Origin of the sequence: Cytobacillus massiliigabonensis (assembly GCF_900199725.1) — a bacterium.
GTDB lineage: Bacteria > Bacillota > Bacilli > Bacillales > Cytobacillaceae > Cytobacillus > Cytobacillus massiliigabonensis.
In genome coordinates, this window is the sequence record NZ_LT904904.1 from 467,476 (window position 1) to 483,226 (window position 15,751).

Annotated in this window: 14 protein-coding genes; 7 read left to right on the forward strand and 7 right to left on the reverse strand. The window is 40.8% G+C overall.

Annotated features, from left to right (window positions below):
* The coding region (locus tag C1726_RS26165) for a helix-turn-helix domain-containing protein (protein WP_180968133.1) at positions 1 to 419 on the reverse strand (419 nt) is incomplete at its 3' end.
* Positions 420 to 665: 246 nt separating this feature from the next.
* Between C1726_RS26165 and C1726_RS13560 the strand changes: the two genes are divergently transcribed.
* Positions 666 to 1,067 (forward strand): hypothetical protein, encoded by a 402-nt coding sequence (locus C1726_RS13560; protein ID WP_235822777.1) that lies wholly within the window; start codon positions 666 to 668, stop codon positions 1,065 to 1,067.
* Positions 1,067 to 1,240, forward strand: a complete 174-nt coding sequence (locus C1726_RS26170; RefSeq protein ID WP_180968186.1) for a hypothetical protein — start codon at positions 1,067 to 1,069, stop codon at positions 1,238 to 1,240. The genes C1726_RS13560 and C1726_RS26170 overlap by 1 nt, the downstream gene beginning before the upstream one ends.
* A 131-nt stretch (positions 1,241 to 1,371) precedes the next feature.
* Here C1726_RS26170 and C1726_RS13565 read toward each other — a convergent pair whose 3' ends face one another.
* Entirely contained in the window at positions 1,372 to 1,803 is a 432-nt protein-coding gene (locus tag C1726_RS13565; protein ID WP_102273647.1) for a YwpF family protein, read from the reverse strand.
* A 282-nt stretch (positions 1,804 to 2,085) separates the two neighbouring features.
* Between C1726_RS13565 and ssb the strand changes: the two genes are divergently transcribed.
* Both ssb and C1726_RS13575 read left to right on the forward strand, forming a co-directional pair.
* Positions 2,086 to 2,445 carry a single-stranded DNA-binding protein gene (gene ssb, locus C1726_RS13570; RefSeq protein WP_102273648.1) on the forward strand — a complete coding sequence of 120 codons (360 nt, stop codon included), beginning with the start codon at positions 2,086 to 2,088 and terminating at the stop codon, positions 2,443 to 2,445.
* 3 nt (positions 2,446 to 2,448) lie between these two features.
* Positions 2,449 to 2,628 carry a hypothetical protein gene (locus C1726_RS13575; protein WP_102273649.1) on the forward strand — a complete coding sequence of 60 codons (180 nt, stop codon included), beginning with the start codon at positions 2,449 to 2,451 and terminating at the stop codon, positions 2,626 to 2,628.
* 274 nt (positions 2,629 to 2,902) lie between these two features.
* On the opposite strand, the gene C1726_RS13580 is transcribed toward C1726_RS13575, so the two are convergent.
* Positions 2,903 to 5,722: a DEAD/DEAH box helicase gene (locus C1726_RS13580; RefSeq protein ID WP_102275806.1), complete on the reverse strand. Its 2,820-nt coding sequence runs from the start codon at positions 5,720 to 5,722 to the stop codon at positions 2,903 to 2,905.
* Entirely contained in the window at positions 5,715 to 7,331 is a 1,617-nt protein-coding gene (locus C1726_RS13585) for an SWIM zinc finger family protein (protein ID WP_102273650.1), read from the reverse strand. Before C1726_RS13585 ends, C1726_RS13580 begins: the two co-directional genes overlap by 8 nt.
* A 560-nt stretch (positions 7,332 to 7,891) precedes the next feature.
* On the opposite strand from C1726_RS13585, the gene C1726_RS26175 reads away from it, so the two are divergent.
* Positions 7,892 to 8,935, forward strand: a complete 1,044-nt coding sequence (locus C1726_RS26175) for a hypothetical protein (protein WP_180968187.1) — start codon at positions 7,892 to 7,894, stop codon at positions 8,933 to 8,935.
* Positions 8,936 to 8,980: 45 nt separating this feature from the next.
* Here the strand turns inward: C1726_RS26175 and C1726_RS13600 are convergent, their stop codons facing one another.
* A complete protein-coding gene (locus C1726_RS13600) occupies positions 8,981 to 9,211 on the reverse strand; it encodes a hypothetical protein (protein WP_102273653.1) in 231 nt (76 codons plus the stop codon).
* Between the two features lie 370 nt (positions 9,212 to 9,581).
* Between C1726_RS13600 and C1726_RS13605 the strand changes: the two genes are divergently transcribed.
* Both C1726_RS13605 and C1726_RS13610 read left to right on the forward strand, forming a co-directional pair.
* Positions 9,582 to 10,871 carry a nucleotide sugar dehydrogenase gene (locus tag C1726_RS13605; protein ID WP_102273654.1) on the forward strand — a complete coding sequence of 430 codons (1,290 nt, stop codon included), beginning with the start codon at positions 9,582 to 9,584 and terminating at the stop codon, positions 10,869 to 10,871.
* 13 nt (positions 10,872 to 10,884) lie between these two features.
* The gene (locus tag C1726_RS13610; RefSeq protein ID WP_102273655.1) at positions 10,885 to 11,604 is read left to right on the forward strand and encodes a WecB/TagA/CpsF family glycosyltransferase; all 720 of its coding nucleotides are present in this window, start codon (positions 10,885 to 10,887) and stop codon (positions 11,602 to 11,604) included.
* A gap of 415 nt (positions 11,605 to 12,019) precedes the next feature.
* On the opposite strand, the gene C1726_RS13615 is transcribed toward C1726_RS13610, so the two are convergent.
* Both C1726_RS13615 and secA2 read right to left on the reverse strand, forming a co-directional pair.
* Positions 12,020 to 12,919 (reverse strand): accessory Sec system S-layer assembly protein, encoded by a 900-nt coding sequence (locus C1726_RS13615; protein WP_102273656.1) that lies wholly within the window; start codon positions 12,917 to 12,919, stop codon positions 12,020 to 12,022.
* Positions 12,919 to 15,300: an accessory Sec system translocase SecA2 gene (secA2, locus tag C1726_RS13620; RefSeq protein ID WP_102273657.1), complete on the reverse strand. Its 2,382-nt coding sequence runs from the start codon at positions 15,298 to 15,300 to the stop codon at positions 12,919 to 12,921. The genes C1726_RS13615 and secA2 overlap by 1 nt, the downstream gene beginning before the upstream one ends.
* Between the last annotated feature and the right edge of the window lie 451 nt (positions 15,301 to 15,751).

Below are 15,751 nucleotides of genomic sequence, written 5' to 3' on the forward strand. Positions count from 1 at the left end.
TCATTTTCAGCTTGTAATGCCTCCATTGAACCCTCTACAGGTAATGATTTTTTTGTTTCCTTTTTCATGGATGGACGCCCCTTTTTCTTTGGAAATAGAGCGTCCACACCTGATTCTTCAACCTGCCTTTGCCATTGAAGAATTGTAGAAGGAGAAGAAATGTTATACACAGCCGCTGCTTGTTTAAAAGACGCTCCAAGTTCGCTCATATAATTTAGTACGTCCATTTTAAAATGAATATCATAGTTTGTATAGGATGAAATTAATCCATTTTCACCATTTTCTCTATATTGAGCTATCCAAGTTTCTAAGGGGGTTTTACTTACATTGAAACGCCTAGCAACTGCTCGAATAGACTCTTTTCCATTTAAATAGTCTAATACCGCCTCAAGTTTTAACTCAAATGAATATTTGGCCATAAAAAAACTGCACCTGTCCCTTTTTTTATAATAAAATGACAAAGGTGAAGTTTTTTCAATATAGGAATAAAAATAACTTATTTATACATAATAGCAACTATACCTATAAAATTTGGTACTCTTTCAATAATATAGCCAAATATTTTATTTTTTATTGGAATTATGGTAATGTATTTATGTTATAATTACTTAGATATAGCTTAATAAGGATTAACTTGTTAAAAATTGGGGGGTACTTTTACTAGAATGATGTTTAAAAATCTTTCACAAGGTGTAAAAATCAGTATTTCTCGTTCCATAACTACATCATTTGAACAATATATGAGTAAAATTGATTGGAATGAAAATAAATTTAATATGAATCATTTTGTGGCTGAGTGGCGCGATTATATTAATAATCACTCGTCATGGTACAGTCAAATTAGCGATGACATGAAAATAAACCCGACTTTTCATGAAGAGCTTGCAGATAAAATCAATGGCACTTTAGATAAAATCTTATCTGAAGAACCGTCACCCGCACAGATCGAGGAAATAAATAACCTCCAAAAAGAGCTTCACGAGGAAGTTGGCTACTCTTGTAAAATGGAAGCAAAATACGTAATTGAGAAGTTAAAGGAAAAGTTAAAAAAAAAGCAGAACAGCTAATGCCTGCAACGAAAAATGAACTTATACAAGCAGCCCTTTTATATTATCAAGCTTATCAACAAGATCTCCCAATCCTAGACTACCGCAAGCAAGATGTTGAATATATTATTCAGCAATTAAATATAAAATTAACAGAAGGCAAAGAGCCTTTTGCTGACACTCTTGTACATTAATTAATATAGATAAAAAACTCCTGCGGCAGTGGCAGGAGTTTTTATTTTAAAAGAAGAAGACAGCGTTTTGAGTCAGAGATTTGTCTAGCGCAAACGCCGATCAAACTTCGGGTCTCCTCCCTTGCAATAAGTCATTCTTTAGCAGCCGTCAGCTTCGGCTTGCTGTGCATCATCTGATTAAATTCATTTAAAAGTTCTTCTCCAGAAAGACCTTGGGCAATTAATTTCTTCAGAACACTTTCTGCATAATCAAAATTTGTTTTCTTTAACTGTCCTTTTAGAAGAATGCTTATATGATCTTCAATGTGTTTGATGGTAACAATTTTTGTCTGAAAGGCAGCTGGGCTGTTTTCTTTCTTCGTAATCACGACTTGAACAATTAAATCTTCATCCTTTTTGGCGAGCTTCTGAAAATAGTCATCATATGAAATGTTGATATAGGCTTCAATCAGCCATGTGCTTTGATCATTTTCTTGACTAATGATTAACCCATCATCAAGCTCGATATCTACCAATTGGTCATCCTCAACGATCTGCAGCGAGATCAGCTTAAATGTTTTCATCCTCTTCCTCCTGTTTCAGATTCATTTTTACGAACGAACTCTTATCCAGATTATAACATAGCGGAAGATAGAAACGGAAACCGCACCCATGTCGAAAAATATATGCAGAAAGACTCGAAATAAAGTTATAGACAACATTAAATGTCATTAAATAGGTATTTTTACCTAAAAATGGTTGTTTCTTTGTTATTGTCCCTTTCAAAAATGTATTTTCAGTCTTTTACGCATTTGTACTTCAGCGGTTAAGATAGGGCTGTACTCTATAGAAAGGAGAATGGGCAGATGATTAATCAAGTAACGCTTGTAGGCAGGCTAACTAAGGATCCTGAACTGAAAAGAACAGCGGAAGGAACCCCCGTTACAAATGTAACACTTGCAGTTAATCGACATTATCGAAATCAGCAAGGGGAAATTGATGCAGACTTCGTTCAATGCACAATTTGGAAAAAAACAGCAGAGAATACTTCAAGATACTGCCGAAAAGGCTCCCTAATCGGAATAACCGGCAGAATTCAGACAAGGCATTACGATAATCAAGCAGGAAAAAGAGTCTACGTAACTGAAGTATGGGCAGATAGTGTCAAGTTCCTCGATCAAAAAAAGCCGGATGAAACGTTTGCATCAGCGGGGAGGGAGGTGTAGTCTTTGGAAAGAGAAATGGAATGCTTAGTAGAAGCACTCATTAAAATGCTTGGAAAATCCAATGAAAGAGTCAATGATTTAACAAGAAGGGTTGTCCAGCTAGAAGAAATTGTCCGCGAATCGGTTTTGCAAGATTACAAATCAGAGCCAATAAAGGAGGTTCATGCTGCATTGACAAACTAAACTTCTCGAAAATCCCCGCTCCCACCTTCTTCTATATAAAAATTCAATTCAACTCCTCGAGTTCCCTCATTTTTCTCCGGTACAAATAAGGTGCCGGATTTTTTAGTAGGTTTTTGTCGAATAATCGATATATTGCCGATTTCGTAGATAAATTTAAAAATTCGCTGATAAAATAAGAAATTTCGTAGATAAAATCAATTTTTCGAAGATAAACGAGAGCGGGAGGCTGCAGATTAAAAGAAAAGCCACTAAAACAATGTTTAGTGGCTGATCATTATGATAAATAGACAAGATCTCGCAGTTCATCCGTTGAAAGCTCGGTAATCCAGCTTTCACTTTGGATGATTTGGTCGTTCAAGGATTGTTTTTTCTCAAGCATCGCATCAATTTTTTCTTCGAGCGTGCCTGTGCAGATCATCTTATGCACGTGAACGAAGCGCTTCTGCCCGATGCGGTAGGCACGGTCGGTCGCCTGATTTTCAACGGCAGGATTCCACCAGCGATCATAGTGGATCACATGGTTGGCTGCAGTTAAATTTAAACCGGTTCCGCCAGCCTTCAATGATAAAAGAAAGACAGGAAATTGACGTTCCTGGAACTGGGCAATCATCCGATCCCGCTCATTTTTCGGCACACTGCCATTCAAAAATGGGACATCTACCCCGAATTTCTTCTTCACCATGCTGCGGATCATGTTGCCCATTTCAATATACTGCGTGAAAATAAGACAGCTCTCTCCTTGGTCAAGGACAGAATCAAGCAGCTCACTCAGCTTCTCAAGCTTTGCTGAGCGTGAAAGCATATTCGCTGGCTTCTCTTCTTTCAAGTAGAGTGCCGGGTGATTGCAAAGCTGCTTCAAGCGGCTAAGCATTTGCAAAATCAATCCACGTCGCTCAAAAGCGGATAGCTGCTCAATTTGTGCAAAGGTATCCTTTACTAGCTGCTCGTACAATGACGCCTGCTCAGGTGTTAACGGACAATATTCCTTCTGCTCAAGCTTATCTGGCAGATTGAGGGCAACCTCCTCATCCTTTTTCGTCCGGCGAAGGAGGAAGGGACGAATGAAAGCCTGAAGCTGCTGAACCTTTTCCACATCATCGTCCTTTTCAATGGGCAGAACGAAGCGCTTTTGGAATTGACCAAGGCTGCCAAGATAGCCATGATTGGTAAAGTCGAAAATCGACCATAGCTCAGACAGGCGATTTTCCATCGGTGTACCGGTTAGGGCAATATGGTGTTTTCCTTTTAGCTTGCGAACAGCCCTGGATTGCTTTGTCTGGGCATTTTTGATGTTCTGCGCCTCATCGATGCTAATCGAACTCCATTCGATGCGTTCGAAATCCTCCACATCAAGATGGGTCAGCCCATAAGAAGTGAGAACGACATCTGCAGCCATTGCTTTTTCTGAAAATGCCTCTTCTTTTATTCGATTCCCGCCATAATGCAGGTAAACGTTAAGATCAGGAGCAAACCGCTCAATCTCCTTTTGCCAGTTTCCTAATACCGAGGTCGGGCAAATAATCAGTGCAGGACCGCTCTCTTTTTCTGTTTCTTTTACCTTTAAAAGATAACTGATCAGCTGAATCGTTTTCCCGAGCCCCATATCATCTGCTAAACAGGCGCCAAACCCATACTTACGCAAAAAGAAGAGCCAGCTCATGCCAAGCTTCTGATAAGGACGAAGATCCCCTTGGAAATGAGCGGGTACATCCACAAGCGGAATGTCCTTTATATCACGAAGCTGCTTCACCATTTGCTTCCATTGGCGATTCAGTTCGATTTGGATTTTCGCAAAGGCTTGCGGGTTTTCGAGATCATCCGTTTCAGCTGCTTCATCTTGAAGAAGCTCCTGTTCGATTAAATCACGTACATGCAGCCCTTCTTTTTCCGCCTTTTTCATTAAATCCTGAATTTGCCGGACAAAGGCAGGGTCAAGCTTAATCCAGCGTCCGCGAATATAGACAAGCCGGCGCTTTTCCTCAACCATGCTGTTGAATTCATCCTCTGTCAGATCTACACCGTTCATAGAAATGCGCCAATCATAATCAAGCATCGCTTGAAGACCAACGAAGGAAGGGCGATGGTTCGACTGCCCTTTCACCCGTGCTTTTACTTTCAGGCTGGCATTTTTCATCGCTTGCCACCAAGCTGGCAAAAGGATTTCAACGCCAAGGGAGAGCAGAGTTTCACTTGCCTCCGTTAAAAAAGTCCATGCTTCCTCTTCCGTTAGCCTGCTTGCAAGCCCCTTTTCACCGGCAAGCCAAGGATATACGCTGATCCATCGCTGCAGTTCTTTTTCAATCGCCTCTTCATGTTTCTTCCAGCCTCGCGGGTAGTTAGCATAATCATTTCGATCAACAAGCAAATCAGGCTGATTTTTCCCGCGAAGAAAAATGCTGAGATCCCATTGGTCATAGATTTCTGCAGGCTCTTCCAATTTGAGCCCGATGGTAAAAGGCACATCATTTTCCTTTACGCCAATCCATTCCTGCCAGCTTTCCTCATCAAAATAGGCAGCAAGCTCACGAGGGGAGAGCTGATCATTGCGAAGTGCCTTCAGTTTTTCACCTAATACAGCCTTCGTTTCGCTGTTTCGCTCCAAATAGGCATCCAATGAATGGTGATACCATTTTTGGATAAAGTCTTTAACTGGCGTTTCCTCAATGATTTGCTCCCAGAAGTGCGTGGTAAATTCATTCATGACCCGATCAGGCAATGCCCAGCGAAACTCGTCATTTTCCCAAGAAGCAAAATCGGGAATCCATTCTTTTTCGGTAATGGCTTCATACATCGGCAGTGCGGCGGCTAAGCAAATTTGCGCCATTTCATCCCAGTCCCACTCAATCAATTGATTGAACTGCTCTCGGGCAAACAAGGTGACGAGCTGCCAGCCGTTAATGGGAAGCTCTTTGCCGTCAACAATTTCCTTCTCATCGAATAGCGTTCCATAGAAGCTTTCTTCATGATGATGAAAGAGAATCCGAATCCAAGCATCGGGTGCAAGGAACTGTCCCTCTTCGTTTTGGGCAGAGAGATAATAGAGATCTGTATTGATATTCCGTACGATAATGGTTATATGTCTAGTCTTAAGCATCAATCAGCTTACCCCTTTTACATTCTTCTTGAAAGGCGCGGAGTCGTTTCGTTTTGTCAAGCAGTGCTTCCAAGTAGTACGCCCAATCATCCTGCCGCTTTAACTTCTTGTACAAGGTGCGGAGTTTTTTCATCTTTCGGACAGCTTGGCGGTAATTATCTCTGCCTTTTTGTGCAATATGATCTTGGACAGATTGATGATAGAGCGGCAGCAGCAGAGCGGGACTTTGTTTTTCAAGTGCCTTGAGCCGATCGCTTGCCAGTCTATCAATATCAAGACCCATATAGGCTTGTAAATCGGTCCAGCGATCAAATGCCTCATTGTCAAAAAGGAGATATTCATAGTCGTTATAGCTGTATGGCAGCATTTCGATCAAGGCCTTTTCATAGAGATCCTGCCGGTTTGCTTCGGTGCAATATGGTTTGATCGTTTTGATGCTATATCGCGAATAACTCAATTTTTCATAATAGTCGTTGATTACGGACAGATAGTCTTTTAACTTTTTAATATACACCTCGATAAAAGGTGCGGCACGTTTCCAGTCCTTTTGTGCAGTAAGGAGTTCAATCCAATACGTGATAAAAGGCGTGATCGATTTATCTGTACGAGTCAAGTATTCCAGTATAATTTCATCCTCTTTTTGAAGGAAATGAAGGTGATTTAACCCGATTAGAAGGGAGCGGCTTTTTTCCTCAACTGCCGTTAATTTCCTCATTTCCTCTAGGTACCATTCCTTTTTCTTGAAAAACTTCGTCCATAAAATGCGATACAAATGAATCCGTTCAAATTCAAGCGGGAAATCAGCCGTAATGAGCCCGGAGGAATCCTCCTTCAGCTTTTCAATAAATTCATCAAAAGCGAACGGCAAGGAATGTACAGATAGGGAGTTTATGACCTCGGCTACCTCATCCGCTATTTCGTAGAAAAGCTGTTTATAATAGCGATGAATCATTTCGGCGGAATGCCCATATTTCACGCTTACTCCCATTAGCTTTTTAAAAGAAAAAACATGCCCGACAAGGAAATAGAGTAGCTTCCATTCCTGCTCATAGGGTGCATTAGCCTTCATTCTTCGTGTATACACCTTGTAAAGTTCGGTGATCACGTAGGGCTTTGGCTCGCCGTTCCCTTCCAAAATCGTGTGAAAGCTTTCATCGAAGGCAGCAATCCATCTATCATAATCAGGCTTCTGCCGTCCAGTTGACTGCAATAAATCCTTAGCCTTCTGAATGCCCAGCTGTTTCGCGATCTTTTTTTCCCGCAGCGGCTTCCGCCATTCCTCGACCCAAGTGCTGACACTTCTCGCGTGAGAAAGAAGCTGGAAAAAGACAGCCAGCTGATGGCGGCACAATTCATCGGCTGGGCAAGAACACGTGCTTAACTGGATAAAATTAAGGTTTAACTGAACCTTCGCTGGCGTTACATCCTGCACCGTCGCATTTATTTCATCTCCATCAAACCGCAGCTGATAAACAAGCCCCTGCCGAAACAGCATCAGCCCTTTTTGAATCAGGCGCTCATGATCAGGATTTTCTGCATGCAAAATCTCCATCAATTCATTCGCCGCAAACTGCAAAGGTTCATGGTAGCGCTCAGGTATTGCAGTCATAGATAAACCTCCTCACCGATTGCCTTTGCCAGCCGAGTTTTGAAAATCAAGACTGACATCAGGCACAAAAGCATATTCCTTAATTATAACATTTATTAGGAGGGTTGGCACGGGTGTGCATGACCGATCTAGTTTTCCAATTTAAATAGAATGAGGGAAGGAAAATTGTTTATTGGGTAATGGTGGGGCGAGTGCTTGTCCCCGAGAAGCAAGCAGACGGCTAAATAGGTTTCCTAGCCTAAAATCTCCCTTAATAAATGAAATAGTAAGGAAAAGAGAGGAAAATCAAGATTATTGTCCTTTTTGTTTATAAAACAAGCATTATCAGGATTTTTATTTTGGAGTAAAAAGACCTATAATGAGAATATATTCTTTATAACGAACAAACAATAGTGAAAAAATTCATAAATAAGAACAAAAAAACAAAATGAAGGGAGTGTTCAAATCTGGAACCAAGAAAAGTAAGGCTAAAAAAGTTAAAGCGGAATAAAAGGGGGCGGGTTCTAAAAATATTTGCATCAGGATTAGCAGCTTCCACTTCCTTTGTCATCGGTGCCCATTTGTTTTCGCCTACATATGCCAGCTTTAATAATATTGATGACCAGGAGTTAGCTATCGAGGCATGCATTATTTTCCCTAAGACAATAGCAAAATTTCAGGAAGATGCAGAAAAGATATTTGGTGAAATTCAGGATGAGTTGAATCAAGCTTTGCAGCAAGCGGATCAAATCCAGCCAGTCGATACATCTGGAGCTGCCTCCGTCATGAGTTCATATTTCGTTTCAGCGGACTCTGGTTTTGCCTCATATGATGGGCTAGAAGGAGCAAGTGCACAAATTTCATCACAAATTAATGCGCTGGAAAGTCAAATTTCCGCTGCTGAAAGTGAACAGTCAAGATTACACACACTAAATGGGGAATTAACTAGTGCCATTGCTCAATTAAGTCAGGCTGAAGCGGCTATTCAGTCGGCTGTAGAACATGCGAAAACGAGAGTCATAGAAATAGAAAATCTGAAAAGTGAGCTCGAAGCCTATAAAGTAGTAGCACTTGAAGATTGTAACTATGAGGATAAAGACTTTGACGATCCTATTCGTAGTATTGATGAATTATTAGTGCAATTTGATGATAAAATAGCCACTGCTGAAGAAACGCTAGGAACAATATCAAGCCAAGTGATCGACTACACAGCACAGCTTTCTCAAATAAGCAGCAGAATATCCGAACTGGATGCAGAAATATCTAGTCTAGTGTCTAGCATTAGCCAGCTTCAGAGTGAATTGGCAGCTATCCGAGCACAAATAGAAGAAATGGAAGCCCAAAAAGCTCTAGAAAAAGAGAAGAAGGCAAAAGAAAAAGCAGAAAAGGAAGCAAAAGAAAAAGCTGAAAAAGAAAAAGCTGAAAAAGAAAAAGCAGATAAAGAAAAAGAAAATAATGAAAAGCCGAAAGAAGAAGAGGGGAAAGAAGCTCCAAAGGAAACACCAAAAGAAACTCCAAAAAATGATGAACCAAAAGAAGAGCCAAAAGAAGAACCAGCCAAAGAGCAAGAAAAAAGTGATAATGAAAAGCCAGAAGAAGCTCCAAAAGAACAGCCAGCTCCATAAGAATCAAAAAAACCTGCCGGACCATTTGGCTGCGGCAGGTTTATCTTACTTGATCTCAAGCACTTCAAAAGCACCAGTGGACTTTTCTGTTCCACCTTCATTCACACGATTTTGACCTTTTTCATTTTGTGGCACATTATTCCCTAACGTTCCACTATCTTCGCCTGAATCTGCACCGTCGGTTACTGTCTTTGACTCATTTGAAGAAAACCATTTGTCCGCTAATCCCGTCTCATTAAAGAGATAGCCAGTACCTACTAATGACTTTTTCTGCATAATTTTTTGTACTTTTGCTCCTAATTAGATATCCCGCAAATAAAAAACTGCAGCAAATGGCAGGAACCCCGATTTATTTCATCTGCCTCATCTTTCAAACAATCCTTTCAAACGGTCGTAATATGTCTATTTTACTATTAAATTGTCTATTATTCTATAATATGGCGAAAAAGTTAAATATGACCTCTTTTTCGCAGAATATAGGTTAACGCTATTCATCTGAATCCTTTTTGGGTATAATAAAGGATAGGTTTTTTATAAAAAAAATTCATATCCATATATAGCAAAGAAAGCTTGAAAATAATTTAGTGCGGGGAATCATTCAGACAGGAGCTACCCTTGCACGTTTCTAAGAAAAGGAGTTTTCACTATGTCAAAAAAGTTATGTGTGATTGGGCTTGGATACATTGGGCTGCCGACTGCGGTTATGTTTGCAAGTCATGGCTTACAAGTACATGGCATGGATGTCAATGAAAAGGCAGTCACCATGATTCGAAATAAACAGCTTCATATTGAAGAAAATGGGCTGCAGGAGCGTTTAAATGCTGTGATTGACAGCGGTAACCTAACAGTTTCAACTACACCGGAAGAAGCAGATATTTTTATTATTGCGGTTCCGTCGCCAATCAATGCAGATAAAACAGCAAATCTTGAATATGTTCGTACAGCAACAAAATCGATTGTTCCATATGTACGAAAAGGGAACTTAGTCATTCTGGAATCTACTGTTCCTCCGCGGACGGTTGAAGATGTGATGATGCCTGTATTAGAGGAAACAGGTCTTGTGTTTGGAGAAGAGCTTTATATCTCTCATTCACCAGAACGTGTGATTCCAGGGAAGGTGTTTGAAGAGCTTGTCAATAATGACCGCATTGTTGGGGGCATTAACGAAGAATCAAGCCGCTTAACTGAAGAGCTGTACCGTACGTTTGTAAAGGGAACGATTCACATTACTGACGCAACAACAGCTGAAATGGTAAAGGTCATTGAAAATACGTATCGCGATATTAACATTGCCTTTGCAAATGAACTGGCAAAAATCAGCGAAAAGATTAATGTAAATGTATGGGAAGCAATCAAGCTTGCGAACTATCACCCTCGCGTCAACATTCATTTGCCTGGACCGGGTGTAGGCGGACATTGTATCGCTGTTGACCCTTGGTTCCTAGTGGAGCTGCAGCCTGATCTTGCGAAAATGATTCATCTTGCAAGAAGCACGAATGACGGAATGCCTGAGCATACAGCCAATCGTGTGCAGGAATTATTAAACAAGCAGGGAATTCAAAAGGGGCGCGTTGCCGTTCTTGGTCTTGCGTTTAAAGCGAATATTGATGATATGCGCGAAAGCCCATCGATGGATGTCCTTAGACACTTGGAAAGTCAATCAACTGATTACACTGCCTATGATCCGCATATTAAAGAAAACAAGCATCCGCGCCAAACACAGGACATTTTAGAAGCGGTGGACCATGCAGATATGATTCTTATTCTGACGGACCATGCAGAGTTTAAAGAAATGGACCCTGCTCAGCTGGCGGGTAAAATGCGCACGCGAATCGTTTTTGATACAAAAAATTGCTTGAATCGCAGCAAGTGGGAAGCAGCAGGATTTGAACTGTATGCGCTAGGCGATTCAAAGCATCAGTCTGGAATTCAATAAGCCGGTGACAGTGATGAAAGAACATTTTTTAGGTGTGGATGTTTGCGGTGATTCGTATGAACAGCTATCCGCAAAATTATTAGAAGATATAAATGAGGACAGGAAATCCTTTATTGTTGCAATTAATCCGGAAAAGGTTATTAAGGCACAAGAGGAACCTTCCTTAAAGGAGCTTTTAAATAAAGCAACCTATCAAATTCCAGATGGCATTGGAATTGTTATCGCATCGAAAATTAAGGGCGGGAAAATCCGCGAGCGGGTAACTGGAATTGACATGATGCTTAAGCTTTGCCAGCTTGCGAAGGAAAATGACAAGAGGATTTTCCTTTATGGCGCAAAGCCGGGGATTGCTGAAGAAGCAAAGAATAAGCTGATGGAAATGTTCCCAGGCATCCAGATTGCTGGTGTGATGGATGGCTATGAAAAGGATCAGACAAAAATTGCTGAACGGATTAATCAAGCGAATCCTGATATTCTATTTGTTGCTCTAGGAAGCCCAAGGCAGGAAAATTGGATAATTGAGCATATGAATGAATTAGCCCCAAGTGTGTATCAAGGAGTGGGCGGGTCGTTTGATGTTATTTCTGGACGCATTAAACGAGCGCCTGAGATGTTTCAAAAAATGGGGCTGGAGTGGTTCTATCGTTTAGTGAAGGAACCGTGGCGCTGGAAACGTCAGCTCCTGCTTCCAAAATTTCTATTTTCTGTATTAACTAGCAAGTCAAGGGAATAGAGAGTGAAATGATTTAGTCAAATGCTAGTAGAATGATACAATTTTGTAAAAATGGCAAAAAACAAATTGTATCATTGTTCTTAAGGTGTTAAAATGGAAATAGAGAGAATTATTTCCTTCTTCTTTGATATTAGCTATTTTTTCCTCGGTTGGTAGCCTTCAGGAGAGCACCTGTCACAATTTGTGATAGGTGTTTTTCTTCTCCTGATTTTTAATAAGCAGACGAGAAAAAGCCTTGAAAGAACATTGTATCTTTCAAGGCTTTTTTTCTCTTTGGATAGGCTATCCGAATCTAGCTGCAGATCCTATCATCTATTAAACTTCAGGTCTCCTCAGCAACGATTGCGTCAACATCGATTCGCTCGCGCTAACCATGTTTCTTTTATCGAAAGAACCTGCGCTTCCGCTTTTGTAATTATTGTTTCGCGTAAGCTTTCCATTTGCTGAGGTCTGGATTTTCCTTTTGGACTAAGCTCTTAGGGAAGATAAAGGTCCAAGGCTTGGTTGTATGAGCCTTTACTTCAAAATCCTCAAGCTTGAAGCCGCCAGTTGCTACAACTTCTCCAGCAGCATCCTCTACTACTAATGGAAGCTGCTGGATCGCTACATTCTTGTCAGATCCATTGCGGATTAATAATGTGACGTGAAGATTTTCTTCATTGAAATTTGCCTGCAGTCCCATGAAGTTCATTTCGCCTTCCTTCGGTGCAGGAATTTTCTCCTCAACTAATGCAGCTAATTTTTCTTTTTCTTCCTTCGGGAGCTTTTCCTCCCAGCTTTTATGCAAATCAAGCTTATGCTTCGGCTTAATTTCGAAGGCGATTTTCCATTCCTTTTCACCTAGTGGCATGAAATCATCATTGATCACGTTATGTTCAAAGACAAAATGCCAAGGACGGCTTGTTCTCGGTTCAAGCTGTCCAAGCTCAGAAAGGTCAAAGGTCTTTCGAGCAACCTTTTCTCCTTTTTCATTTAATAAAATTAACGCTGTTTCCTTCAATGTGAATGGCTGATTCAAGCTATTTCGCAAAAAGGCGCTGACAATCAGGCTGCCGTTGTTCGGCTCAATTTGGTGATCAATGCCTGATAGCGATAATTGTGAAGGCTTTAAAGGCGGCAATTCATTATTTAAAAATTGAAACACATAGCGATCTTCATCTGTGATCTGATTCCAATCAGGATGAAAGGAAATCACGGGAGAAACTTCGGTCTCAGCTGATGCAGCGTCTGCCTTTCCCGTCAGATCCTTTGATGATACAACACTTTCTTTCGTGACGATTTTTTTATTTTTATTTCTTCTCCAGAAAGGGAACATCACTTATTGCCTCCTTCATTTTCTTTTCTTAAGTTATCTGCAGCCACCATGGAACCTAAGTGGTAGCAGGCATTTCTCTCAAGCTTTTTGTACATCATTTCAAATAATTCCAAGCCTTCTCTTGCATATTGGCGCATTGGATCTTCCTGACTGTAGCTACGAAGACCGATTCCTTCCTTTAAGCGTTCCATCGCCTCTAGATGGAGAATCCAGGAATTGTCGATTACACCGAGAACGAGCGTCTTTAAAGTGAACTGGAGCTCTTCATTTTCCTTTAGTTCATTTACCTGGTCCACATATTCCTTGATAACAGGGAAAATGGCCGTTTCTACTGTTTCATATTCAGAGACAGCAGGCTCCTCGAAAACAACTAGCTGGCTTGGAAGAATCCGATTGATTTCTTCGGCAAGAGCTGAAATATCCCATTCCTCAGGCACGACATCTTCTACACAGTAGCTCTTCACAATATGTTTCGTATAGTCCATAATCATTGGTTCAACAATGGAAATCACATCATCTGTCAGCAGGACTTTATCACGAAGCTGGTAAATAACCGAACGCTGTTCATTAATGATATTATCTAATTTCAGGTTATACTCACGGATGGAATAATTGCTATGCTCACATACACGCTGTACCCGGTCAATGAAGGCATGAATCTTTTTCCCGGTTATTTCTCCATGCTCGTCCGCTTCAAACTTCCCTTCCATTTTCTCTAAATCTTCAGAAGCAAAGCGGGTAATCATCTCATCCTGTATCGAAATGAAGAATTGTGATCTTCCTGGGTCCCCTTGACGTCCAGAACGGCCTTTTAACTGGTTATCAATCCGGCGGCTTTCATGCCGTTCCGTTCCAAGTACATATAGTCCGCCAAGTTCTTCGACGCCATCGCCAAGCTTAATATCCGTACCACGTCCAGCCATATTCGTAGCAATTGTGATTTGTCCCTTTTGCCCAGCTTGTGTGATCAGACGAATTTCTTGTTCTACTGTTTTGGCATTGAGGATCTCAAATGTGAGACCAGCCTTTTCCAAATACTTTGCCACTTCCTCAGATTGGATGATGGACGTTGTTCCGATAAGAATCGGCTGTCCAGTAGCATGAACCTTTTTTACTTCCTCTGTAACGGCTGCATACTTTTGCTCTGTTGTCAGATATACTCTGTCTTGAAGATCTTTTCGGGCAATCGGGCGATTCGTCGGAATTTGAATCACATCCATGCCATATAATTCACGGAATTCGCTTTCCTCTGTCTTTGCCGTACCAGTCATTCCGGACATCTTTGGATAAAGTCTGAAGTAGTTCTGAATGGTAATCGATGCCTGCGTCTTATTTTCTTCTGTTACTTCGACGCCTTCCTTTGCTTCAATCGCCTGGTGAAGCCCATTGCTTAATGTTCTTCCTTCCATGATCCGGCCGGTAAACATATCAACAAGCATAATCTTATTATCTTTGACAATATAATCGACATCACGCTGGAACATGACTCTAGCCCGCAGTGCTTGAATAATATAATGATACAAAGTCTGATGCTCCAGATCATACATATTATCAATGCCAAAGCCGCGTTCAACCTTCGTAATTCCGTCCTCCGTTAAGTTCGTTGTTTTCGTTTCACGGTCAAAGTTGTAATCGACATCCTCAACAAAGGTCTTAACGATTCGTGAACATAAGAAGTGAAACTCTTTGCTGACGTTGGTCTTTCCAGCAATAATGAGCGGTGTCTTCGCTTCATCGATTAGAACACTATCGACTTCGTCAATAATCGCGAAATGATACGGGCGCTGCACACGCTGACTTGGGTTGTACACCATTTTATCGCGGAGGTGATCAAAGCCAAATTCTGTTCCGACCCCATAAGTAATATCAGCTAAGTAAGCTTCCTGTTTCTCCGCTTCAGATAATCCAGAAATATTAAGTCCAACCTTTAGTCCTAGGAATTCATGGATTTGTCCAATTTGCTCTCTATCACGCTTCGCAAGATAGTCATTAACGGTAATGACATGAACCCCTTTTCCGGTTAATCCGTATAAGTAGCTTGGAAGGGAAGCGACAAGTGTTTTACCTTCCCCGGTCGGCATTTCTGAAATATTTCCATCGCTCAGCACAAGTCCGCCAATTAGCTGAACATCAAAGTGCCGCATATTTAATACACGCTTAGAAGCTTCACGGACAGTAGCAAAGGCTTCAATTCTTACATCAAGAACAGAAGCGCCGCCTTCGATCTGATCTCTAAATGCTGCTGATTTTTCCCGGAGTTCATCATCCGTAAGCTTCTCGAATTCAGCTTCTAATGCGTTAATTTTTTCTACCATTTTCACATATTTTTTCAAGCGCCGCTGCTGCTCGTCGCCGATTACTTTTTTAAAGTAGGTTAGCATTCCATTCTCCCCTTATTACCTGCGGATGTTAACATCTATTCATAGTAGTGAAACATTACATTTAAGTTTAGTAAATAGCCTTTAACATTATAACATTCATTACTTAAACTTTCACCTTTAGACAAAAAAATACAAATATGAGCAACTGCTTACAGCTAAATATGTAAATGTCGGTCTGCTTCATTTCACTGCGCTGGTTATTCCTTCGTACATAAAGGCTTGTTCAATGAATCAGCCCGACGATTTTCTCACCTAGAATACAATGATGAGTATTTGTTTATAGCCAAGTATGTAAATGTCAGTCTGTTTCATTTCACTGTGCTTATTATTTCTTCATATATAAATGTTTGTTCAATAGATCAGCCCGGCTATTTTTTATCTAGAATACAATGATGAAGAATATGAATGGACTGATAAGGAATGAATTCTTAATTTTGTAATAAAATGTTGA